The sequence below is a fragment of the Stenotrophomonas sp. YJH_SMC_8 genome, assembly GCF_059371315.1.
Map to the genome: position 1 here is coordinate 19,162 of NZ_JCAFUL010000025.1, position 24,380 is coordinate 43,541.

At 68.1% G+C, this 24,380-nt stretch carries 20 protein-coding genes; all 20 read left to right on the forward strand.

Annotated elements, in window-relative coordinates; genetic code table 11:
* The first annotated feature begins 66 nt into the window (after window positions 1-66).
* Window positions 67-336 carry a flagellar biosynthetic protein FliQ gene (locus AC5P88_RS19700; RefSeq protein ID WP_005413254.1) on the forward strand — a complete coding sequence of 90 codons (270 nt, stop codon included), beginning with the start codon at window positions 67-69 and terminating at the stop codon, window positions 334-336.
* Window positions 337-349: 13 nt separating this feature from the next.
* A complete protein-coding gene (gene fliR / locus AC5P88_RS19705) occupies window positions 350-1,141 on the forward strand; it encodes a flagellar biosynthetic protein FliR (RefSeq protein ID WP_099552064.1) in 792 nt (263 codons plus the stop codon).
* Between the two features lie 275 nt (window positions 1,142-1,416).
* Window positions 1,417-3,552 (forward strand): putative bifunctional diguanylate cyclase/phosphodiesterase, encoded by a 2,136-nt coding sequence (locus AC5P88_RS19710; protein WP_495225836.1) that lies wholly within the window; start codon window positions 1,417-1,419, stop codon window positions 3,550-3,552.
* Between the two features lie 116 nt (window positions 3,553-3,668).
* A complete protein-coding gene (locus AC5P88_RS19715) occupies window positions 3,669-5,915 on the forward strand; it encodes a CocE/NonD family hydrolase (protein ID WP_495225837.1) in 2,247 nt (748 codons plus the stop codon).
* A 204-nt stretch (window positions 5,916-6,119) separates the two neighbouring features.
* The gene (gene flhB / locus AC5P88_RS19720) at window positions 6,120-7,250 is read left to right on the forward strand and encodes a flagellar biosynthesis protein FlhB (protein ID WP_099479196.1); all 1,131 of its coding nucleotides are present in this window, start codon (window positions 6,120-6,122) and stop codon (window positions 7,248-7,250) included.
* 44 nt (window positions 7,251-7,294) lie between these two features.
* A complete protein-coding gene (gene flhA, locus AC5P88_RS19725) occupies window positions 7,295-9,355 on the forward strand; it encodes a flagellar biosynthesis protein FlhA (protein ID WP_181358213.1) in 2,061 nt (686 codons plus the stop codon).
* A 145-nt stretch (window positions 9,356-9,500) separates the two neighbouring features.
* Window positions 9,501-11,123, forward strand: a complete 1,623-nt coding sequence (gene flhF / locus AC5P88_RS19730) for a flagellar biosynthesis GTPase FlhF (RefSeq protein ID WP_495225838.1) — start codon at window positions 9,501-9,503, stop codon at window positions 11,121-11,123.
* Complete coding sequence (locus tag AC5P88_RS19735) at window positions 11,110-11,997, forward strand: MinD/ParA family ATP-binding protein (protein WP_008267550.1); 888 nt, start codon at window positions 11,110-11,112, stop codon at window positions 11,995-11,997. Before flhF ends, AC5P88_RS19735 begins: the two co-directional genes overlap by 14 nt.
* Complete coding sequence (locus AC5P88_RS19740; RefSeq protein ID WP_005413248.1) at window positions 11,994-12,737, forward strand: RNA polymerase sigma factor FliA; 744 nt, start codon at window positions 11,994-11,996, stop codon at window positions 12,735-12,737. The genes AC5P88_RS19735 and AC5P88_RS19740 overlap by 4 nt, the downstream gene beginning before the upstream one ends.
* Before the next feature lie 57 nt (window positions 12,738-12,794).
* Window positions 12,795-13,187 (forward strand): chemotaxis response regulator CheY, encoded by a 393-nt coding sequence (gene cheY, locus AC5P88_RS19745; RefSeq protein ID WP_005413247.1) that lies wholly within the window; start codon window positions 12,795-12,797, stop codon window positions 13,185-13,187.
* Entirely contained in the window at window positions 13,187-13,792 is a 606-nt protein-coding gene (locus AC5P88_RS19750; protein ID WP_006442968.1) for a protein phosphatase CheZ, read from the forward strand. Before cheY ends, AC5P88_RS19750 begins: the two co-directional genes overlap by 1 nt.
* 2 nt (window positions 13,793-13,794) lie before the next feature.
* Window positions 13,795-15,624, forward strand: coding sequence for a chemotaxis protein CheA (locus AC5P88_RS19755; protein WP_106549927.1), 1,830 nt, complete (start codon window positions 13,795-13,797; stop codon window positions 15,622-15,624).
* Window positions 15,625-15,725: 101 nt separating this feature from the next.
* The gene (locus AC5P88_RS19760; protein WP_005409527.1) at window positions 15,726-16,466 is read left to right on the forward strand and encodes a flagellar motor protein; all 741 of its coding nucleotides are present in this window, start codon (window positions 15,726-15,728) and stop codon (window positions 16,464-16,466) included.
* Window position 16,467: 1 nt separating this feature from the next.
* Window positions 16,468-17,484, forward strand: coding sequence for a flagellar motor protein MotD (motD, locus tag AC5P88_RS19765; RefSeq protein ID WP_495225839.1), 1,017 nt, complete (start codon window positions 16,468-16,470; stop codon window positions 17,482-17,484).
* A gap of 4 nt (window positions 17,485-17,488) precedes the next feature.
* Complete coding sequence (locus AC5P88_RS19770; protein ID WP_014037094.1) at window positions 17,489-18,271, forward strand: ParA family protein; 783 nt, start codon at window positions 17,489-17,491, stop codon at window positions 18,269-18,271.
* Entirely contained in the window at window positions 18,268-19,536 is a 1,269-nt protein-coding gene (locus AC5P88_RS19775; RefSeq protein ID WP_495225840.1) for a chemotaxis protein CheW, read from the forward strand. Before AC5P88_RS19770 ends, AC5P88_RS19775 begins: the two co-directional genes overlap by 4 nt.
* 312 nt (window positions 19,537-19,848) lie before the next feature.
* Window positions 19,849-20,157 (forward strand): STAS domain-containing protein, encoded by a 309-nt coding sequence (locus tag AC5P88_RS19780; RefSeq protein WP_005409522.1) that lies wholly within the window; start codon window positions 19,849-19,851, stop codon window positions 20,155-20,157.
* A complete protein-coding gene (locus AC5P88_RS19785) occupies window positions 20,154-20,519 on the forward strand; it encodes a response regulator (RefSeq protein WP_005409521.1) in 366 nt (121 codons plus the stop codon). Before AC5P88_RS19780 ends, AC5P88_RS19785 begins: the two co-directional genes overlap by 4 nt.
* Window positions 20,520-20,564: 45 nt before the next feature.
* Window positions 20,565-22,556, forward strand: a complete 1,992-nt coding sequence (locus AC5P88_RS19790) for a chemotaxis protein CheA (protein WP_495225841.1) — start codon at window positions 20,565-20,567, stop codon at window positions 22,554-22,556.
* 384 nt (window positions 22,557-22,940) lie between these two features.
* Window positions 22,941-24,380: MCP four helix bundle domain-containing protein (locus tag AC5P88_RS19795; protein ID WP_495225842.1), on the forward strand; the 1,440-nt coding region annotated here is incomplete at its 3' end.

Sequence of the window (24,380 nt, forward strand, 5' to 3'; positions counted from 1 at the left end):
GTCGAGCATGGCTCGACGCTACATGAGCGCCGCCGGGCACGGCCCGGCGCTACCGATGGAAAGACCATGTCTCCCGAACTTGCCCTGACCGAACTGCGTGGCGGCCTGATCACCGTGTTGTGGGTGGCCGGCCCGTTGCTGCTCACCGTGCTGGTGGTGGGCGTGGTGGTCGGCGTCGTGCAGGCCGCGACCCAGCTCAACGAACCGACCATCGCCTTCGTCGCCAAGGCGGCGGCGCTGACCGCGGTGCTGTTCGCGCTGGGCAGCCTGCTGATCGGCCACCTGGTTGAATTCACCACGCTGTTGTTCCAGCGCATCCCGCACCTGATCGGCTAGGACACACGCTTCGATGGACGCCGCCACCCAGATGGCTGCCGACGGCCTGCAGGCCTTCGGCATGATCGGCACCGTACTGTGGACCATGCTGCGCATCGGTGCGGTGGCCATGGCCATGCCCATGGTCGGCACCCGCGCGGTGCCGGCGCGGATCCGCGTGATCCTGGCCGGCACCCTTGCCATCGCGTTGGCACCGCTGCTGCCGCCGGTACCGGACTGGACCGGCTTCGATGCCGCCACCGTGCTGACCATCGCGCGGGAACTGGCCATCGGCGTGTCCATCGGCTTCCTGCTGCGCCTGGTGTTCGAAGCCGGTGCGCTGGCCGGCGAACTGATCGCCCAGGGCACCGGCCTGGCCTTCGCGCAGATGAGCGACCCACTGCGCGGCGGCACCTCCGGCGTGATCGGGCAGTGGTTCTACCTGATGTTCGGCCTGCTGTTCTTCACCGCCAATGGCCACCTGGCGCTGATCTCGCTGGTGGTGGACAGTTACCGGGCACTGCCGATCGGCGCCCCGCTGCCCGACCCACACGCGTTCTTCAGCATTGCCCCGACCTTCCTGCTGACCGTACTGCGCGGCGCACTGACCCTGGCCATCCCGCTGACGGTGGCGATGCTGGCGGTCAACCTGGCGTTCGGCGTACTGGCCCGCGCCGCGCCGGCGCTGAACCCGATCCAGCTCGGCCTGCCGGTCTCGCTGCTGCTCGGCCTGTTCCTGCTGGCGCTGCTGGCCGGGGAAATGGGCCCGCCGGTACAGCGCCTGTTTGATGCCGCCTTCCAGGCTGCGGACGCGGTCACACACTGACCCGATCATCACGTTTTACTGCTTGCCATGCCTTTGTTTCTGTAGAGCCGAGCCCATGCTCGGCTGTCTTCGGCAGGAGCGGCAGCCGAGCATGGGCTCGGCTCTACAGGGGCGCAATTTCACGTTTTGCTGCTTGCCCTTCCCCCGGGTCTGCGCGCTAGAGTGAATGCGCGGCAACCGGGGGGACGCCGCGTCTGGTCGGCGCACTGCGTCGACCTGCCTCATGCATGCCCCACCGTGGTTTCCGTCGACAGGCAGGTCCGGGAGACTGACGAATGCTGGTAGGCACGTACAATCCGTGGCTGGTGGCGATCTCGTTGCTGGTCGCCGTGATGGCTTCCTACACCGCGCTGGCGATGGCCGGGCGCACCGTCACCGCACCAGGCAAGGGCGCGGCGTGGTGGTGGCGCCTGGGGGGCGGCTTCGCCATGGGCCTGGGCATCTGGTCGATGCACTTCATCGGCATGCTCGCCTTCGACCTGCCCATTCCACTGGGCTACGACCTGCCCATCACCCTGCTCTCGCTGGCGTTGGCGATCGCCTCGTCGGTGTTCGCGCTGTGGCTGGTGTCACTGCGCACCCTGCCGCATCCCCGCCTGGCCGGCGGGGCATTGCTGATGGGTACCGGCATCGCCGGCATGCATTACGTCGGCATGGCCGCCATGCGCATGCAACCCGGCATCGACTATGACCCGGGCTGGCTGCTGTTCTCGCTGATGGTGGCGGTCGCCGCCTCGTGGACTGCGCTGTATGTGGCATTCCGCCTGCGCGCGCAGCGCACCCGTGTCGGCGACCGGCTCGCGGCCGCCGGCCTGCTCGGGCTGGCCATCGTCGGCATGCACTACACCGGCATGGCCGCCGCACGCTTTCCGGAAGGCAGCATCTGCGGCGCGGCGGTCGGCGATGGCCTGCAGAGCGAATGGCTGGCCATGCTGGTGGTGCTGCTGACCGTCGCAATCCTGGCCGTGGTGCTGGTGGTGTCGTGGCTGGACCAGCGGGTCGAGGCCCAGCTGCTGCGCCTGCGCAACTCGATGTTGAGCACCTCGCTGACCGACGCGCAGCAGGAGCTGACCCAGGCTGCACTGCATGATCCGCTCACCCGCCTGCCGAACCGCCTGCTGCTGCAGCGGCGCATCGTGCAGGCGCTGGCCGAGGCCGAACAGGGCGGCAGCCGTTTCGCCGTGATGTTCATGGATCTTGACGGCTTCAAGCAGGTCAACGATGCCTATGGCCACCAGGCCGGCGACGCGCTGCTGGTGGCGGTGGCCGAGCGCACCCGCCAGCTGCTGCGCCCCCATGACATGCTGGCCCGCCTCGGCGGCGATGAGTTCGTGCTGGTGGTGCGCATCGAGCACGACGAGGATCTGCCTACCCTCGCCCGGCGCATCCTGCAGGCGGTCGGCAGCGGACCGCTGCTGCCGGACAACGAACTGCAGGTAACCGCCAGCATCGGCGTGGCGATCTGCCCCGACCACGCCGCCAGCGAGCGGCAGCTGATGGCGTTTGCCGACGCGGCGATGTACCAGGCCAAGGAATCCGGACGCAACGCCTTCGTACTGTTCGCGGACTGGATGAACGACAGTGCCGAGCAGCAGTTCCGGCTGCTGGCCGACCTGCGCCGGGCGATCGGCAGCGACCAGTTGTTCCTGAACTTCCAGCCCAAGATCCGCGTGGCGACGCAGAAGGTGGCCGGCGCCGAGGCGTTGATCCGCTGGCGGCATCCGGAACATGGCCTGATTCCGCCCGATCGATTCATCCGCCTGGCCGAGCGCAGCGGCGCGATCAACGACATCGGGCGCTGGGCGCTGGACCAGGCCTGCCAGCAGCTGCGGCGATGGCACGATGCCGGTCATGAAGGCTGGTCGATGTCGGTGAACCTGTCGCCGGTGCAGTTCAGCTCGCCGCACCTGCTGCAGGACGTGCGCACGGTGATCGAGCGCTACAACATCGCGCCACGGCACCTGGTGCTGGAAATCACCGAAAGCACGGTGATGCGCGATACCGACACCAGCCTGCGCCTGCTGCAGGCACTGTCGGCACTGGGCGTAGGCATTTCCATCGACGACTTCGGCACCGGCTATTCCAGCCTGCTGTACCTGAAGCGGCTGCCGGCCACCGAGATCAAGATCGACCACGCGTTCGTGCGCGACCTGGAGCACAGCGCCGAGGACGTGGTGATCGTCTCGGCGATCGTGGCGCTGGGCCATGCGCTGGACATGGACATCGTCGCCGAAGGCGTGGAAACCGCCGCCCAACGCGCCTACCTGGAGCGTCTGGGCTGCGACTACCTGCAGGGCTACCTGCTGGGCCGGCCGGTCGATGCGGCGCGCTTCATGCAGCTGCACGACCTGCCGCGGCCGCGGGTGGAACTGGCGCAGAGTCCGCCGCCCAGCGACAACGCGCCCCTGTAGTGCCGAGACTGTGCTCGGCTCCCGCCGGGCACGGCCCGGCGCTACCATTGGTTGGCCTTCGGTAGATCCACGCCATGCGTGGATGCGCCGTTCCACTGTCATCCAAGGAAGCGTCCGTGGCCCTACGCACCACCCTTGCTGGCCTGTTGCTGGCCCTTGCTGTTGGCCACGCCACTGCCGCTGATCTGCCGTGGTCATTGCCAGCCGATGCTTCCCCGGCCCAGGTCGACGCTGCCCTGCAGGCCCTTGGCAAGGGCGTGCTGAAGTCCCCCAGCCTGACCGATGCACAGCGCGGCCACGCATTGCTGGCGATGGGCCAGACGGCCGAAGCGCGGCGATCGATCCAGCAGGCACGCGCATCGCTGGCAAGCGACGGTGATACCGCGGCAGCGCAACGCTGGGTGCCGATGCTGCTGCTCGCCACCGCCGGTGAGCAGGACGCAGCGGGGTATGCGCGCGCCTTCCACAGCACCTTCGCTGCCCTCGACGACGTTGCCGCGGTGCAGGCCGATGCCGCGCTCTCGGTCGAGCCCGCCCCGGTGCGCGCGCAGCTGGAGCAGGCCATCGCCGCGCAGGCCGGTACCGCAACCCTGCCCGAGGCCATCGCCCTGGAACTGCTGCGCCTGCGCGCAGTACTGCGCGCACAGACCCTGGCCGCCGCCTTGGCTCCGCCACTGGTCGCGGCCGAAGAACAGCGCCGCTTCGCCATCGACGATGCGTTGCGCATCCCCGCCGGCAATGGCGTCGTACTGTCGGCGCAGCTGGCCCGTCCTCGCGCCGCATCGGTGCCTCTGCCGACAGCAATGCTGTTCACCATCTACACCGATCCACCGAAAAACCGGCTGAAGATGCTGCTGGCGGCCGCGCATGGCTATGCGGGCATCGTGGTGGACGCCCGTGGCAAGGGCCAGGGTACCGGCACCATCGCCCCCTACGAGCACGATGGCGAAGATGCCAACGCGGCGATCGACTGGACCAGCCGCCAGCCGTGGAGCGACGGCCGAGTGGCCATGTACGGCGGCAGCTACGAGGGCTTCACCGCCTGGGCTGCGGCGCGCCACCACCATCCTGCGTTGAAGACCATCGTGCCCTACGTTGCCGCCATCCCCGGCCAGGGCGTGCCGATGGAGAACAACGTGTTCCTCAGTGCCAACTATGGCTGGGCCTTCTACGTGGCCAATGGCCCGATGCTGGACAAGGATACCTACGCGCAGAACCGCCGCTGGTCCCAGCTCGGCCGACGCTGGTATGCATCCGGCCGCCCCTACCGGCAGATCGACCAGGTCGATGGCACACCCAACCCATGGTTGCAGCGCTGGTTGGCCCACCCGTCCTACGATGCCTACTGGCAGGCGATGGTCCCGCATGGCGACCAGTTCAACGACATCCGCATACCGGTGCTGACCATCACGGGCTACTACGACGATGGCCAGATCTCGGCACTGCAGTACTTCAAGGACCACCTGCAGCATCGTCCCGACGCCGACCATGCCCTGCTGATCGGCCCCTACGACCATGGCGGCGCGCAGTCGGCGCTCAAGCCGATGCAGCTGCGTGGATATGAGCTGGACCCTGTCGCGCAGTTCGACACGCCCGCATTGACCTTCCAATGGCTGGACCATGTACTGCGCGGTGCCCCGCGACCAGCGCTGGTGCCCAACCGTGTGAACTATCAGCTGATGGACGCCAACACGTGGGGCCATGCGGCAACGCTGGAGGCGGCCGCAGGCGATCACCGCCGCTACCACCTCTCCGCCGACCAGGCATCGTCCGATGGTTACCACCGGCTGCAGGAACAGCCACCCGTACCGGGCCAGCTACGGCAGACCGTGGACATGGCCGACCGCAATGAAATTCGGCATGGCTATTACCCGTTCCCGATCATCGCCGCGCGGGACGAGGTGGATACCGCGCTGTCCTTCGTCTCCGACCCGTTCACCCGTTCCATGGACATGGTTGGCAGCTTCTCCGGCGACCTGAAGGTCAGGATCAACAAGCGGGATTTCGATTTCACTGTCACCCTGTACGAGCTGCTCGCCGATGGACGTCGGATGCAGCTGTCCTACTACATGGGCCGGGCCAGCCATGTACGCGACCCGACAACGCGCCAGCTGCTGCAACCCGGGCAATGGACCCGCCTGCCCTTCGACCGCACGCGCATGGTGGCGCGCCGACTGGCCGCCGGCAGCCGCCTGCTGGTGAAGGTGGATGTACTGAAGGACGCGATGCACCAGGTGAACCACGGTACCGGGCGCGATGTCAGCGACGAGAGCGTGGCCGATGCGGGCGAACCGCTGCGGGTGGACTGGCACAGCGACAGCATGTTGTCGATTCCGCTGCAGCCGGTGACGCCGGACGGATGATTGCGCCGGGCACGGTCCGGCGTTACCCGTGCCGCCGCCCGCCATCACGGAACGGTTCCTGCGGCACCCTCCTGTAGAGCCGAGCCCACGCTCGGCTCTACAAACCGGCATCCGGTAGATCCACGCCATACGTGGATGCGCCACCCGCCATGCGTGGAACGGTTCTTGCACGCACCCCGGCATCCCCTGCCGTAGTGCCCCGTGATGTCCGAGAACGAATCCGCCGGCGAAAAGACCGAACAACCGACCGAAAAACGCCTGCGTGACGCCCGTGAACAGGGCAACCTGCCGCGCTCGCGCGAACTCGGCACCGCTGCCGTGTTCGGCGCCGGCGTGCTGGCGGTGATGGCGATGAGCGGCTCGATCGGCCGCGGTGCCGCGGCCTGGATGAAGCAGGCGCTGAGCCCGGAACAGAGCCTGCGGCAGAATCCGAAGGAGCTGTTCGGCCACTTCGGCGACCTGTTGCTGCAGTTCATGCTGGTGATCGCACCGCTGGTGCTGGTCTGCCTGCTGGCCAGCTTCGTCGCACCGCTGGTGATGGGGGGCCTGCGCTGGTCGCAGAAAGCGATGTTGCCGGACTTCAACCGCATGAACCCGATGAGCGGGCTCAAGCGCCTGTATGGCCCGGAGGCCATCGCCGAGTTCACCAAATCGCTGCTGCGCGTGGCCTTCGTAGGCGTCGCCGCCGGCCTGGTGGTCTGGACCGGCTTCGACACCCTGCGTGGGCTGATCCATCACCCGCTGGAGACCGCCATCACCGACGGCCTCGGCTTCACCCTGCGCCTGCTGCTGGCCACCGCCGGCGCCATGCTGGTGCTGGCCGCCATCGACGCGCCGTACCAGCGCTGGAACTGGATGCGCAAGCTGAAGATGACCCGTGAAGAGCTGCGCCGGGAAATGAAGGAAAGCGAAGGCAGCCCAGAGGTGAAGGGCCGCATCCGCCAGCTGCAGCAGCAGATGGCCAACCGCCGGATGATGGAAGCGGTGCCCACCGCCGACGTGGTGGTGGTCAACCCCACCCACTACGCGGTGGCCCTGAAGTACGAAGGCGGGGCCATGAACGCCCCCACCGTGGTCGCCCTGGGCGTGGACGAGACTGCCCTCCGCATCCGTGAGGTGGCCGACGGCAACAAGGTTGCGATTGTCTCTGCCCCGCCTTTGGCACGCGCCTTGTATCGGGAAGGCCAACTCGGAAAGGAAATCCCCGTGAGACTGTATTCGGCCGTCGCCCAGGTCCTGTCCTACGTCTACCAGCTGCGCGCCTGGCGCACTGGCCCGATGCCGGACGCCCCGCACATCCAGGTGGATGAATTCGGCAAGGGAGGCCGCCCGTGAGCGCCCAGCCCTCCACCGGATTCAACACCCGCCGCGCCCTGGAAATGATCCGCCAGGGTCTTGGCGCACCGCTGATCGTGCTGGCCCTGCTGGCCATGGTCGTGGTGCCGCTCGCCGCGCCGGTGCTCGATGCCCTGTTCACCTTCAACATCGCCATCTCGCTGATGGTGCTGCTGGCGGTGGTCTACGTGAAGCGCCCGCTGGATTTCACGATCTTCCCGATCGTGCTGCTGATCACCACCATGCTGCGGCTGGCGCTGAACGTGGCGTCCACCCGCGTGATCCTGCTCAACGGGCAGAACGGCCACGACGCCGCGGGCAAGGTCATCGCCGCCTTCGGCGAATTCGTGATCGGCGGCAACTACGCGGTCGGCATCGTGGTCTTCGCGATCCTCACCATCATCAACTTCGTGGTCATCACCAAGGGCGCAGGCCGCGTCTCCGAAGTGACCGCGCGCTTCATCCTGGACGCGATGCCCGGCAAGCAGATGGCGATCGACGCCGACCTCAACGCCGGTTTGCTGACGCGTGAAGAAGCCAAGCTGCGCCGCGAGGAAGTCCGCGAGGAAGCCGACTTCTACGGCGCGATGGATGGTGCCAGCAAGTTCATCCGCGGCGACGCCATCGCCGGCATCCTGATCCTGTTCATCAACATGCTCGGCGGCCTGGCCGTGGGCGTGCTGCAGCATGGCATGCCGTTCGGCGACGCCGCCGCCACCTACACCCTGCTCTCCATCGGTGACGGCCTGGTGGCGCAGCTGCCGGCGCTGCTGGTGTCCAGCGCGGTCGCGATGCTGGTCACCCGCGCCTCGCGTTCGCAGGACATGGCCCAGGCCATGACCGGCCAGGTGTTCGGCCAGTACCGTGCGCTGGCGATCACTGCCGGCATCATCGGCGTGGTCGGCCTGGTGCCGGGCATGCCCAACGTCGCTTTCCTGACGCTGTCCGCGATCCTCGGCTTCATCGCCTGGAAGGTCTACCGCAAGGGGAAGACCGCCGCCACCGATCCGGCAGCGGGAGGCAATGACGCCGCTGCGCTCAATGCACTGGGCCGCCCGGCCGCACCGGCACCGACCGCCGAACTGAGCTGGGACGAGCTGCGCCCGGTCGATCCGCTGGGCCTGGAGGTCGGCTACCGGCTGATCCCGCTTGTGGACAGCAACCAGGGCGGTGAACTGATGGCGCGCATCAAGGGCGTGCGCCGCAAGCTGACCCAGGATGTCGGCTTCCTGATTCCCTCGGTGCACATCCGCGACAACCTGGAGCTGCCGGCCAACGGCTACCGCGTGCTGGTGCATGGCGTGCCGGTGGCCACCGCAGAAATCCATCCGGACCGCGAACTGGCGCTGGACCCCGGCAGTGCCCTCGGCGCACTGGAAGGCATCGCCGGCAAGGACCCCGCGTTCGGCCTGGATGCCACCTGGATCCAGCCGCACCAGCGTGCCCAGGCCGAAACGCTGGGCTACACCGTGGTCGACCCGGCCACCGTGGTCGCCACCCACCTCTCGCACCTGATCCGCGAGCACGCGCCGGAACTGCTCGGCCACGAGGAAGTGCAGCACCTGCTGGCCAACCTGGCCAAGAGCGCGCCCAAGCTCGTCGAAGATCTGACGCCAAAGGCGCTGCCGCTGTCGGCGGTGGTGCGCGTGCTGCAGAACCTGCTGGTGGAGCGCATTCCGATCCGCCAGCTGCGCAAGATCGCCGAGGCACTGGTCGAACACGCGCCCAGCAGCCAGGACCCGGCCGTGCTGACCGCTGCCGTGCGCACCGCGCTGGGCCGCTTCATCGTGCAGGAGATCGCCGGAATGTCGGCGGAGCTTCCGGTGTTCACCCTCAACCCGCAATTGGAACGTGTCTTGCAGGAGTCCACGCAGGGCAACGGCGCCGCGCTGGAACCCGGACTCGCAGAGCGACTGCACCAGAGCCTGGCCGAATGTGTCAGCAAGCAGGAAGCGCGAAACGAGCCGGCGGTCGTGCTGGTACCGGGCCCGGTGCGCGCCGCGCTGGCGCGCCTGGTCCGCCACAGCGTTCCGTCGCTGTCGGTCCTGGCCTACAGCGAGGTGCCGGAGGACAAGCGCCTGAAGCTGGTCGGAACGATCAGCTGACGCCGCCCTCGGATGCGCCAGAAAACAGACACCACTTTCGAACCAACGCAACAGACAGATACCAAGGGGAACCCGCACCGTGCAGACCACCGACCACCCGAGTTCTCCGACCGCCACCCCGCCGTCTTCGTCCCGTGACCACAGCATGAAAATCAAACGATTCGTCGCCGCCGACATGCGCTCGGCCATGAACCTGGTGCGCAAGGAACATGGTCCTGACGCCGTGATCCTGTCCAACCGCCGGATCGAGGAAGGCATCGAGATCGTCGCCGCGGCCAACTACGATGAGAGCGCCGTGCAGCGCGCACTGGAAGCCTCGCGTCGTGACGTCGCCCCTCCGCCGGCACCCAAGCCGCGCACCGCCGCAGACGCGGTGATCGCCGCGGTGACCCGCCGCCGCAGCGCTGCCCCGGCGCCGGAGCCGGTGGCCGCCACCACCTCGGCCGTGGCCGCCCTCGCCCGTGCGGCCGTTGGTGCCACCGGCCGCACCCTGGACAGCGCCGACGAGATCGTGCCGACCCGCGGCAGCACCGGCTTCGCAGCCACTCTGGCGCGCGCCGCCGTCAACGAACCGGCGCTGCCGGAACAGATCTTCGCTCCGTTCGCTGAAGCCATCGTCGCACCGGCACCGGCCGTCAGCGCGCCAGCCAACCGTGCCCGCTTCCAGATCGACCCGCCGCACGACATGCATCACGAAAGCGTGGCGCCGGCGCTGCAGCCGCCGCCGCTGCCGACCACGGCCGTCGCCGAACCGCAGCCGGCCGTCGCCGCCAGCGAACCGGCGTTGGCCGATGCCAGCGTCGAAACCGCGCCGGAGCCCACCCTCGCCCCGGCCCCGGTGCTGACCGTGGTTGCCCAGGACGACGCCGAGATCCGCCAGCTGCGCCAGGAAGTGGCCGGCATGCGCCAGGTGATCGAGCGCGAGATGAACCGCTTCACCGACGAACGCCTGCGCGGCTGCCCGGTGCGTGCCACCGCGCTGGATCTGATGGACGAGTACGGTTTCGACGCCGGGCTGGCCCGCGACGTGGCCATGCAGATCCCGCTGGAGACCGAAGCCCACCGTGGCCGCGGCCTGATGCTGGGGCTGATCTCGCGCAAGCTGCCGATCGCCCCGGTCGACCCGCTGGAAGAAGGCGGCGTGATCGCCCTGGTCGGCCCGACCGGCGCCGGCAAGACCACCACCATCGCCAAGCTGGCCTCGCGCTTCGCCGAGAAGCACGCGCCGCGTGACGTCGCCCTGGTGACCACCGACACCACCCGCATCGGCGCCCGCGAGCAGCTGTACGGCTACGGCCGCCAGCTCGGCATCGCCGTGCACGAGGCCAACAGCGGCACCGACCTGGACCAGCTGCTGGAACGCCTGAAGGACTACAAGCTGGTGCTGATCGATACCGCCGGGCTGGGCCCGCGCGACCGCGCACTGGCCGCCCAGCTGCAGTGGCTGCGCGCCGCCCGCCAGGTGCGCACCCTGCTGGTGCTGCCGGCCAACACCAGCTTCGGCGACATGGACGAGGTGGTCCGCCGCTTCAGCGCCGCCAACCTGCAGGGCTTGGTACTGAGCAAGCTGGACGAGACCGGCCGCTTCGGCAACGCCCTGTCGGTGGCCGTCGACCATGCCCTGCCGATCACCTGGGTGACCGATGGCCAGGATGTTCCGGACGACCTGCACCGGGCCAGTGCAGCCAATCTTGTACTTCGCCTTGAAGATTTGCGCCGAGCGGCCGATATGCCCTGCAACCCGGAGTTGAACCATGCCGTCGCGTGAGTACGCCAAGCTGACCAAGACCTTCCCGCTGTCGGCCACCCGCAGCGAGCCGCTCGGCCCTGTGCGCACCATTGCCGTGACCGGTGGCAAGGGCGGCGTGGGCAAGACGAATGTGTCCGCGAACCTGGCCGTGGCACTGGCCGGCATGGGCAAGCGCACGCTGCTGCTGGACGCCGACCTTGGCCTGGCCAACATCGACGTGATCCTGGGACTGAACCCTACATTTACGCTGGCCGACCTGGTCGCCGGCCGCTGCTCGCTGGAAGATGTCATCGTCGAAGGCCCGAACGGCGTGCTGGTGGTGCCGGCCGCATCCGGCCGCCGGCACATGGCCGAGCTGGCCCCGGCCGAGCACGTCGGCCTGGTCAACGTGTTCTCAGAGCTGGAACGCGAACTGGACATCATGGTGGTCGACACCGCCGCGGGCATCACCGACGGCGTGCTGACCTTCTGCCAGGCCGCGCAGGATACCGTGGTGGTGGTCTGTGACGAACCCGCCTCGATCACCGACGCCTACGCGCTGATCAAGGTGCTCTCGCGCGAACGCGGCGTGGACCGCATCCAGGTGGTGGCCAACATGGTGCGCGACCCCAACGAGGGCCGCGTGCTGTACGAGAAGCTGACCCGCGTCTGCGAGAAGTTCCTCGCCGATGTCTCGCTGAACTACCTGGGCTGCGTGCCGCAGGATGACTGGCTGCGCCTGTCGGTGCAGCGCCAGCAGCCGGTGGTGAAGGCCTATCCGTCCAGCCCGGCGGCGCTGGCGATCACCGAGATCGCGCGTCGCACCGCACGCTGGCAGGCGCCGACCGAACCGCGTGGCGGCGTCGAGTTCTTCCTCGAACGCATTCTCAAGCAGCGCGGGGTGGCCGCATGAAAGGTGCAGCCCAGTACCGGGAGGTCCAGCGCTCGGCGGCCAACGAGGTCATCGCCCAGCACTCGGACCTGGTGCGGCGCATCGCCCACCACCTGGCCGCGCGGTTGCCGGCCAGCGTTGAAGTGGACGACCTGATCCAGGCCGGCATGATGGGCCTGATCGAAGCCTCGCGCAGCTACGACGCCGACCAGGGCGCCTCGTTCGAGACCTATGCCTCGATCCGCATCCGCGGTTCGATGATCGACGAGATCCGCCGTGGCGACTGGGTGCCGCGCTCGGTGCACCGCCGTGCCCGCGATGCCGCTGCCACCATTCGCCGCCTGGAACAGAGCAGCGGCCGCGCCGCCAGCGCCACCGAAGTGGCCGCCGCGATGGAGATGCCGCTGCCCGAATACCTGCGGCTGATGGAAGACGCCGCACGTGGCCAGGTACTGAGCCTGGAATCGCGCATCGAGGACCAGGGCGAGCTGGACACCGTCGCCCAGGGCGGCCCAACCCCGCAGCAGGTGCTGGAGCGCGGCGAGTTCGGCCGCGAGCTGGGCAAGGCCATCGGCCACCTGCCCGAGCGTGAACAGCTGGTGCTCTCGCTCTATTACGAGCAGGAACTGAACCTGAAGGAGATCGGCGCGGTGCTCGGCGTGAGCGAGTCGCGGGTCTGCCAGATCCACGGCCAGGCGGTGCTGCGCCTGCGTGGCCGGCTCAAGATTTTCGAGGCGGCGGACGCCGGCCTGGAAGAATGAACATGCCCGAGGCGGCTGCCCCCGGCCGCCCGGAATGAACAACAAAGGAACTCTGCTTTGAACAAGAACATGCGCATCCTGATCGTCGACGACTTCTCGACCATGCGTCGAATCGTCAAGAACCTGCTGGGCGATCTAGGCTTCACCAACACCGCCGAAGCCGAGGACGGGCATGCCGCGTTGTCGCTGCTGCAGAGCCAGCCGTTCGATTTCGTGGTCACCGACTGGAACATGCCGGTGATGACCGGCATCGAGCTGCTGAAGGCGATCCGCGCCGATGCCAAGCTGAAGACCCTGCCGGTGCTGATGGTCACCGCCGAGGCCAAGCGCGAGCAGATCATCGAAGCCGCCCAGAACGGCGTGAACGGCTACATCATCAAGCCATTCACCGCGCAGACGCTGGAAGAGAAGCTCGGCAAGATCTTCGAACGCCTGGCGGCCAGCGCCTGATGGATACCACGGTCGACAAGAACGCCCTCGCCCTGCGCCTGCAGGAAGCCCTGGACGCACTGGAGTCCGGTGACGAAGCCGCCTGGCGGCAACGCATCGACGGACTGGTCGCGCTGCGTACGCAGCCGATGATGAGCGGCCTCTCGCGGCTGGCCCGCGAGCTGGGACAGGCACTGGGTGAACTGCCGACCGTGCCCAGCGAGGCCGGTGAGCTGGACGACGCCTGCGCACGCCTTGACCACGTGGTTGCGATGACCGAACAGGCCACGCACCGCACCCTGGACCTGGCCGAGGAATGCCGCAGCCTGACCGAACAGCTGCGCGCCGAAGGCCTGCAGCCGGGCCAGGACGCGCAGCTCGAGCGCATCCGCCACAACCTGACCGAGATCGCCCTGACCCAGAGCTACCAGGACCTGACCGGGCAGATCATCCGTCGCGTGGTCGGCATCGTCCGCCGCGTGCACGAGGGCTTTGGCGCACTCGGCCTGCCGCCGGAACAGCATCGCACCGATCCGGAACTGGCCGGGCCGGCACTGAAGGGACTGGACCGCCACGCGGTCTCGCAGAACGACGCCGACGACCTGTTGTCGGATCTGGGGCTGTAAGCATGAGCGCGGTATCCGACGACATCACTGCCGATTTCATCATCGAGGCCCAGGAAATCCTGGATCGCCTGGGCGAACAGCTGGTGTCGCTGGAGCAGGCACCGCAGGACACCGAGCAACTCAACGCGGTGTTCCGCGGCTACCACACGCTCAAGGGCGGCGCCGGCTTCCTTGGCGTCACCGCCATGGTCGAGCTGTGCCACGCCGCTGAAGAAGCACTGGGCATCGCGCGTGCCGGGCAGGCGGTACTGCAGGCCCACCACTTCGACGCCGCCCAGCAATCGCTGGACTACCTGCAGTCGATGCTGGACGCCGTGTCCTCCGGTACCGAGCCAGGCTATGCGCCGCCGGACCTGATCGCGCAGTTCGACATGAACGGTGGCACTGCCGCGCCGGCCGCTGCGGCCGCGCCTGCGGCAGGCGGCAGCGATCTGATCACCGACGACGAATTCGAGGCCCTGCTCGACCAGCTGCACGGCGGCAACGCGCCGACCGCGGTCGCGCCGGCGAAGAAGGCCGACGATGGCCTGATCAGCGAAGACGAGTTCGAAGCCCTGCTGGACCAGCTGCACGGCGGCGCTGCGCCAGGCGCCAAGCCTGCTGCCGCCGTCGCGGCGGCACCCGCCGCAGCACCGCGCCCGGCCCCCGTCCCGGCGCCCGCAGCCAAGCCGGCAGCCAAGCCGATGGCCGAGGCCGAGCACACCGTGCGCGTGGACACCAAGCGCCTGGATGCGATCGTCAACCTGATCGGCGAACTGGTGCTGTCACGCAACCGCCTGAAGACCCTGCGTGCACGCCTGCGCGACGAGGAGCTGGACCGCGCCGTATCGACGCTGGACATCGCCACTGCCCGCCTGCAGTCGGCGGTGATGCGTACCCGCATGCAGCCGGTGGGCAAGGTGTTCTCGCGCTTCCCAAAGGTCGCCCGCGACGTCGCCCGCTCGCTGAAGAAGGAAGTGGACCTCGAGCTGGTCGGCGCCGAGACCGAGCTCGACCGCAACCTGGTCGAAGCGCTGGCCGACCCGCTGGTGCACCTGGTCCGCAACGCCATCGACCACGGCGTGGAAATGCCCGAGCTGCGTGAAGCGCAGGGCAAGCCGCGGATGGGCCATGTGCGCCTGTCGGCGCAACAGGAAGGTGACTACGTCAGCATCGAGGTGCAGGACGATGGCGCCGGCATCGACCCGGAAAAGCTGCGTGCCAAGGCGCGCGAAAAGGGCCTGATCGATCCGGAAGCCGCCGCTCGCCTGAGCAGCGAGGAATGCCTGCACCTGGTGTTCCTGCCCGGCTTCTCGACCAAGCAGCAGGTCACCGATATTTCCGGCCGCGGCGTCGGCATGGACGTGGTGCAGTCGCGCATCCGCGAACTGAGCGGCCAGATCCAGATCCAGTCGGAACTGGGGCGTGGCAGCCGCTTCCTGATCCGCGTGCCGCTCACCCTGGCGATCCTGCCGACCCTGCTGGTGCAGGCCGGCGAGGACGTCTACGCGCTACCGCTGGCGCGTGTGATGGAAGTGCTGCACGCACCGCGCACGTCGCTGGGCTGGTTCGATGGCCGCGCCGTGCTCGACCGCCGCTCGCACACCCTGCCGCTGGTCGACCTGCGCCAGTGGCTGGATGTGACGCCCGCCGCGTCGACCCTGCTGACCATCGTGGTGCTGCAGGCCGGTGAAGCGCGCTTCGGACTGGTCGTGGACCAGGTGCGCGGGCGCGAGGAAGTGGTCATCAAGCCACTGCCGAAAGCGCTGCGCGGCCTGCGCGGTTATGCCGGTGCAACCTTGATCGGCGATGGTCGCATGGCACTGATCCTGGACGTGGACGGCATCCGCTGAACCCCGCCGGGCATGACCCGGCGACCCGAAAACTGTGACTACCGTCTGTACGCGTTCTCCCGGTGTCTCAAGTCCCATTCATACAAGCCGATACCGGAACCATGGATAGACTCAGCCTCATTGGACTCTTTCTCGCCCTGGCCTCGCTGGTCGGTGGCAGCATCCTCAAGGGCGCCGGCCTGGCATCGCTGTGGTCGCCTGCGGCGTTCGTGATCGTCATCGTCGGCACCGTTGCCGCGATCCTGCTGCACACCTCGCCGGCGGTGTTCAAGCATGCGTTCAAGATCGTGCGCTGGGTCGTGCGCCCGCCGCACAGCGATCGCCGCGAACTGATCCAGCAGATCGTCGAGTGGAGCAACATCGCCCGTCGCCAGGGCCTGCTGGGCCTGGAATCGCAGGTGGAAGCGCAGCAGGACCCGTTCCTGCGCAAGGGCCTACAGCTACTGGTGGACGGCGTCGAGCCCGAATCGATGCGGCACATGCTGGAAATCGAACTGGGCAGCCAGGAACACCAGGACCAGGCCGGTGCCAAGGTATTCGAGGCGATGGGCATCTACGCGCCCACGCTGGGCATCATCGGCGCCGTGCTCGGCCTGATCGCGGTGATGAAGAACCTGGCCGACCCGAGCAAGCTGGGCCACGGCATCGCTGCCGCGTTCACCGCCACCATCTACGGCATCGCCTCGGCCAACCTGCTGTTCCTGCCGATCGCCGCCAAGCTCAAGAGTGTGATCTCGCACAACACGCGCGACCGCGAAATGGTCATCGAAGGCCTGATCTCGATCGCCCAGGGCGAGAACCCGCGCAACATCGAAACCAACCTCTCCGGCTTCCTGCACTGACATGGCCCGCCGCAAGCACCACGAAGAGCACGCCAACCATGAAGCATGGGCGATCCCCTATGCCGACCTGATGACGCTGCTGCTCGCCTTCTTCGTGGTCATGTACGCGATCTCTTCGGTCAACGAGGGCAAGTACCGGATCATGGCCGACGCGCTCACCGATGCCTTTGGTGGTGCGCCGCGCACGATCAACCCGGTGCAGGTCGGCAACAAGCAGGTGCAGGGCGGCGGCTGGGACAGCCCGTCGGTGATCAAGTCCGGCACCAAGGTCGGCCCCTCCGCGCCGGCGCCGTCGCACGACCCGACCCTGCTGCCGTCGATGGCGTCGCAGATGCGCATGCCGGTTTCGGTGCACAACCAGGAACAGATCGCCCGGGCCGAGCGCCAGCTCAACAGCATCGCCGACCGCCTCACCGCTGCACTGGCGCCGCTGATCGACCGCGGCATGATCAGCGTGCGCCGCACCGAGCTGTGGATCGAAGTGGAGATCAACAGCGACATCCTGTTCCCCACCGGCTCGGCCGCGCTGGACGTGCATGCACGGCAGACGCTGGCCAGCCTGGCCGAGGTGCTGCGTGACGTGCCCAACAGCGTGCGCGTGGAAGGCCACACCGACAACGTGCCGATCGCCACCGCCACCTTCCCCTCCAACTGGGAGCTGTCAGCCGGACGCGCGGCCAGCGTCGTGCACCTGTTCGCCGACCAGGGCGTGCAGCCGTCGCGGCTGGCGATGGTCGGCTATGGCCAGTTCCGCCCGCGCGAAGACAACGACAGCGCACAGGGGCGCAACCGCAACCGCCGGGTGATGGTCATCATCCTGGCCGACACCTCGCATTCGGTGGATCCACTTGGCCAGCGCCTCAATGCGGCCACCGGCGCCGCCGACAACAGCGCCACCGAACAAGCCGCCGCAACTCCGGCTACCGCCCCCACCTCCCCCATCGCACCGGTGAAGTTGCCGCCGGTGCCGGCTGGCAGCCGTGTCGGCGCCGCCGTTCCCCCGGCAATGAAGGAGTAAACCGATGCGCATCTGGGCAGTCGCCAACCAGAAGGGCGGAGTCGGCAAGACCACCACCACCCTCGCCCTCGGCCGTGGCCTGGCCGCGCTTGGCCATCGCGTGCTGCTGATCGACCTCGATCCGCATGCCTCGCTCAGCCGCGCCTTCGGCGTGCCGGTGGATCCGCCGCCGGCCGGCGTACTGGAACTGTTCGGCGCCCCACCGGCCGACCTCGCCAGCCTGTGCCACGCCAGCAACATCCACGGCCTGGACTATGTCTGCGCGCAATCGGCGCTGGCCACGCTGGAACGCCGCAGCGCCAACCAGCCCGGCCTCGGCCTGGCCCTGCAGAATGCACTGGCACGCCACCAGGGCCAGCACGACTACATCCTGCTGGACTGTGCCCCCACCCTTGGCCTGTTGATGATCAACGCGCTGGCCGCTGCCGACCGCCTGATCATTCCCACCCAGGCCGAGCCGCTGGCCCTGCATGGCCTGGATGGCATGGTCCGCACCGGCGAGATGGTCGAGCGCTCGCGGCGCCGCCCCCTGCCGATCTCGATCCTGCCGACCCTGTTCGACCGCCGCACCCGCGCCGGCAACGAATCGCTGCGCACCATGCAGGATCGTCATGGCAGCCGGGTGTGGGAAGACGCGATTCCGATCGACACCCGCATCAGCAATGCCGCAGGCCTGACCCTGCCCAGCGTCGGCGAGGACTACCCAGGCCGTGGCCTGGCTGCCTACCGCCGTGCACTGAACTGGATCCTCGGCGAGGATGCCCGCGCCCTGGAGCAGGCCGCATGAACAGCACAGGCGTATTGGACGACTACCTGGACGAACTGCTGGGCGAAGCGATTGTGGCGACGCCGCCTGCCACGCCGTCACCCGACAATGCCGGCCCCTGCCCGACGAGCGCGGTAGCGCCCGAGCGTGAGCCGACCTGGGACGACCTGCCCGCCGAAGTCATCTACGAGACGGACGCCGTCGTCGCGCAGCCCGCTGCAGACGACGCAGCCCTGGAGGCCGCCTTCGACGCCGCCTCCACGCCGGCGACCGTGACCGACACGGAACGCGAGCCCACCTGGGACGACCTGCCGGCCGAAGTGATACATGAAACCGGAACCGTCGCCGCAGCCGAGGACACGGCCGCGCTGGAGGCCGCTTTCGAGGCCGCCACCAGCGGTAGCGCCGGGCCGCGCCCGGCGAGCGAAGCGGCCGCCGAACGCGAGCCGACATGGGACGACCTGCCCGATGATGTCGTTCATGAGACCGCACCCGCCCTCGCTCCGGTCACAACCAAGGCCGCCCCAGAGCCCACCTGGGACGACCTGCCCGACGAAGTGATCTACGAGACCGACGCGGCCGACAGCCATCACCTCGCCCACACCGACAGCCCAGGGCTGCAGGCAGCATTCGAAGCCGCCGCCGGCGGCGAGGATGTCCCCACGCCGCCGCCGGCCGTGGTCGCGCCCCCGGCACCGCGCCCCGCACCCGTACCTGCCCCGCCTGCACGCGCTGCAGCCGCGCCGCCCCCGCGCGTTGCCGTGGATGCCCCGGCCACCAGCCGTCCCGGCACGTGGCAGGAGCTGCAGGCACAGGCGCACCAGCCCGCCAGCAGCCCGCACCCGCAGAACCGCCGCGCCGGCGAGCGCACCTCGCGCTGGCTGCGCCTTCGCTGCGGGACCCAGGCGTATGCGCTCGAACTGCTGAAAGTGCAGGAAGTGGTGTTGCCGGTGCCGCTGCTGCCGTTGCGCGGCACCGCACCGGCGATGCTCGGGATCATGAACCTGCGTGGCCAGGTGGTGCCGGTGATGGACCTCGGCCTGCACCTCGGTGCCGCGGCGGCGGAAGACGACGCCCAGACCCGCATCGTGGTGCTGGAAGAGGATGGCGAGACCATCGGCCTGCGTGTGTCGGCAGTGGAAGATGTCGCCAACCTCACCGATTCGCAGATCGAACCCCCGGATACCGCCCGCATCTGCCAGATCTCCAATGATCTGTTCCGCGGCGTCGCCCGGGTCAGCCAGCGCCCGATGATCCTGCTGGACGCCACACGTCTGTTGAGTTGAACGAAAAAAGGGGACGGAGGGGATTAAGTCGCAATTGCCCGCGCCGCTCCGAGGCTACCTGTAGCAACGGCGACCGCGCAGTGGGGACGTAAGGTGTTGATCCAACGGATCAATTTCTTGCGTCCCCGACAGGTAACGTGTCGGCGCAAAGCGCCGACCCGGCTGAAGGCGGGCAGATCGCAGGGGCGTTCGCGACTTAATCCCCTCCGTCCCCTTTTCAGCAGCGCCCGCATCGACGCACCGCGTCGATTCTTCTAAAGAACCCTGCCGGGGTGCCGTTATGGATCACGGAACCGTTTGTCCGGAGCAACGATGAGCACTGTCGAACTGGGTGAGGATCTCGGCATCGAGAGCAGCACCGAGCTCAAGAACCGCCTCGCCCCGCTGGTGGCGCAGGCAGGCGAGCTGACCCTGGATGCAAGCCAGGTCGCCCGCATCCACACGGCCGCCGTGCAGGTGCTGTGTGCGTTCGTGCAGGCCCGCCGCGAGGCAGGCCTGGGCACCGGCTTCCACGGTTGCACCGCAACCTTCCGTGACGCCGCGCGCCTGCTGGGCGTCACCCAGGCCCTGGGCCTGGACGTAACCCATGACAACCTGAAATCTGTGGAGAACGCTGCATGAGCGCACGTATCTTGGTGGTGGACGATTCGGCGTCGATGCGCCAGATGGTTTCCTTCGCCCTCACCTCGGCCGGTTTTGCCGTCGAAGAAGCCGAAGACGGCGCGGTCGCGCTCGGTCGCGCCAAGGGCCAACGCTTCAACGCGGTGGTCACCGACGTCAACATGCCGAACATGGACGGCATCGCGCTGATTCGCGAACTGCGCCAGCTGCCGGACTACAAGTTCACCCCGCTGCTGATGCTGACCACTGAATCGGCCGCCGACAAGAAGTCCGAAGGCAAGGCCGCCGGCGCCACCGGCTGGCTGGTCAAGCCGTTCAATCCGGAACAGCTGGTCGCCACCGTGCAGAAAGTGCTGGGCTGATCGCCCCGCACCGCTCCCCCTCTTCGCTTCCGGACCACCACTGCCATGAGCATGGACCTGCAACGCTTCCACGCCACCTTCTTCGAGGAGAGCCGCGAAGGCCTCGACGCGATGGAGGCTGGCCTGCTGGCCCTGGAATCGGGGCAGCAGGACGCGGAGATCATCAATTCGGTGTTCCGCGCCGCCCACTCCATCAAGGGCGGCGCCGGCACCTTCGGCTTCGATGCCATCGCCGGCCTGACCCACGTGCTGGAAACGCTGCTCGATGAGCTGCGTGCCGGCAAGCGGGCCCTGGAAGGCCACGCTGTCGATGCCATGTTGTCCTCGGTGGACGTGCTGCGCGCGCTGCTGCGCGAGGCCGAGCACGGCCAGGCTGCCGACCCCGCCGCTGTCGCTGCGGTGAAGGCACGCCTGGAAGCCGTTCTCTCCGGCCAGGCCGCACCGAGCGCGCCGGCCGCTGCCGCCGCCAAGGTGGACGATACGCCGGAAGCCTGGCAGATCGGCTTCACCCCGGCACCGTCGCTGTTCATGAGCGGCAACGACCCGTTGCGCATCATCCGCGAACTGGAACACCTCGGTTCGCTGCAGGTGGCCGCGCGCATGGAACGCCTGCCCGGCTTTGCCCAGCTCGACCCGCTCGAGGCCCACCTGGCGTGGGACCTGGGCCTGGTCGGCAAGGTGCCGCGCAGCAAGATCGAAGACACCTTCGCCTGGGTACTGGACGACTGCGAGCTGGACATCCGTCCGGCAGCGCCGCCGAGCCTGGCCACCCAGGCACCCGTTGCAGCAGCCCCTTCCACGCCCGCTGCCGCCGCACCGGCAGCGCCTGCTGCGCCCACCGCCGGCGGTGCTGCCAGCCAGGAAGCCGAGACCTCGATCCGCGTCAGCGTCGACAAGGTCGATGCGCTGATCAACCTGGTCGGCGAACTGGTCATCACCCAGGCCATGCTCAAGCAGGTCTCCCACGCGCTGGACCCGGTCCACGCCGAGAGCCTGTTCGCCGGGCTTGACCAGCTGGAACGCAACACCCGCGACCTGCAGGAAGCAGTGATCGGCGTGCGCATGCTGCCGGTCGATGCGGTGTTCCGCCGCTTCCCGCGCCTGGTCCGCGACCTGTCCAGCCGCCTCGGCAAGCAGGTGCGCCTGCGCACCGTCGGCGAAGGCACCGAGCTGGACAAGGGCCTGATCGAGAAGATCGCCGATCCGCTGGTGCACCTGGTGCGCAACTCGATCGACCACGGCCTGGAAATGCCCGATGTGCGCCGCGGCGCGGGCAAGGACGAGACCGGCACGATCACCCTGGCCGCTTCGCATCAAGGCGGTCATATCGTCATTGAAGTGAGCGACGACGGCCGCGGCCTGGATCGCGCCAAGATCCTGGCCAAGGCCACCGAACGCGGCCTGGCCGTGCCGGACAACCCGACCGATTCGCAGGTCTGGGACCTGATCTTCCAGCCCGGCTTCTCCACCGCCGATGCGGTCACCGACCTGTCCGGGCGTGGCGTCGGCATGGACGTGGTCCGCCGCAACATCCAGGCGCTGGGTGGCGAGGTGCAGATCGAAAGCAGCCTCGGCGCCGGCACCCGCACGCTGATCCGCCTGCCACTCACCCTGGCCATCCTCGACGGCATGACCGTGGCGGTGGCCGGTGAAACCCTGATCCTGCCACTGGCCTATGTGCTTGAGGCGTTGCAGCCGCAGGCCGAGGACATCCGCAGCATGGCCGGCGAAGGCCGCGTGCTGCGCGTGCGTGGCGAGTACCTGCCCATCCTCTCGCTGAGCGAGTACTACGGCTACGGCAACCGTGCACCGGGCAGCGAATCGCTGGTGGTCGTGGTCGAAGGCGATGGCCAGAAGATCGCACTGGAAGTGGACGAGCTGGTCGGCCAGCAGCAGGTGGTGGTGAAGAACATCGAGAACAACTACCGCCGCATCGGCGGGGTGTCCGGTGCCACCATCCTTGGTGACGGCCGCGTGGCACTGATCGTCGACATCGGTGGGCTGGTGCGTTCGCTGCGGATGCCGCAGGCCGCCTGATCCATCCTGCATGCGTTCATGAAACCGCCGCCCTCCGGGGTGGCGGTTTTTGTTTGCGCGCGTTCTGCCATGGGGGTCAGATCCCTTTCCTGCGGAAAGGGATCTGACCCCGACAAGCGGCGCCGCCCATTCCGTGAACTTCGTCGCCACGATGGTTTCGCGCGCAACCACGCCACTCAAGCGAAAGCCCCGCCGCTACGCCACTTTCGCGCCCTCATCCCTACGCATCCGAATGTGATCTGCGTCCATAAAGTCCGCGCAGGTCGCGCCGTTATTCCGCAATGACGGCCGTCACCGAACCCCCACCGGGCACCACCGTTCGCTCTGCAACCACCCCCAGCCGACGCAACAGCGCCGGCGCCCTGCCCACCTGGAGCACCCTGCATGAAGTGGTTCCAAGATCTGCCCATCGCCCGCAAGCTGGCCGTGGGGTTCACCCTCACCACGCTGATGACCCTGATCCTCGGCGCGTTCGCCCTGTTGCGCCTGAGCGAGGCCAACAAGCAGCTGGGCGAGATGGCCGGCAACGATATCCCCTCGGTACAGCACCTCGGCGAGGCGCGCTCGCAGCTGGGTGAGTTCCGCACCTATGAACTGGCCCTGCTGAGCATGCTCGACCAGCCGGACAAGGTGACCGATTACAACAAGCGCATGGACGACACGGCCAAGGCCGTGCATGACGAGCTGGCCGCGTACTCGGCACTGCCGGCGCTGGCCAAGGAACGTGAACTGTATCGCGCGGCGAACGTGCAGCTGGAACGCTACTTTGCCGCCAACAAGGCGATGCGCGCTGCCGTGGCCGCTGGTGACGGCGCCCTCGCACAGCAGATCTCCGACGAGCAGTCGCGCCCGGCACGCCGCGACCTGTTCGCCGCGATGAAGACCCTCGGCACCCACATCGCCGGCCTGATGGACAGCAAGATCGCCGATGCCAATGCCACCCACCGCACCAGCATGATCGCCATCATCGCCTGCATCGTGCTGCTTTCGCTGGTGGCCGCGGCACTGGCCACGGTCATCTCGCGCGCAGTGACCGGTCCCCTGGGCAAGGCAGTTCATGCCATCCAGGCGGTTGCCCGTGGCGACCTCAGCGTCAGCACCCAGGCCACCAGCAAGGACGAAGCCGGCAAGATGCTGGCCGCCACCGCCGACATGACCGCGATGCTGCGCCGCTTCAGCGAGCAGACCCAGCTGATGGCACAGATGCATGCCGGCCCGGACATCAGCCACCGCATTCCGGAAGACTTCCCGGGCGTCTACGGCCAGCTGGCCGGCGGCATCAACACTGTGATCTTCGAGCATCTCGATGCGATCCGAGACGCCATCGACGTGCTCAACCAGTACGCCATCGGCAATCTCACCCCGGATGCACGCCGCCTGCCCGGCAGCCGCGCGATCCTGCACGAGTCGATGGATGCAGCCAAGGCCAGCCTGCTGGCAATCAATACGCAGATCCAGCAGCTGGCTGCAGCAGCGGCGGCAGGTGACTTCAGCCAACGCGGCGACGCCCAGCGTTTCCAGCACGACTTCAAACTGATGATCGAGCACCTCAACACCATGATGCAGGTGGCTGACGGCAACCTCGGCCAGCTCTCGCAGCTGCTGCAGTCCATTGCTGCCGGCGACCTGACCGCGCGCATGGACGGCCAGTTCAATGGCGTGTTCGCGCGCATGCGTGACGACGCCAACACCACGGTCGCGCAGCTGACCCAGATCGTCGGCCAGATCCAGGCCAGTGCCTCCAGCATCACCCTTGCCGCCGGCGAGATCGCCTCCGGCAACAGCGACCTGTCGCGCCGTACCGAGCAGCAGGCCGCCAACCTG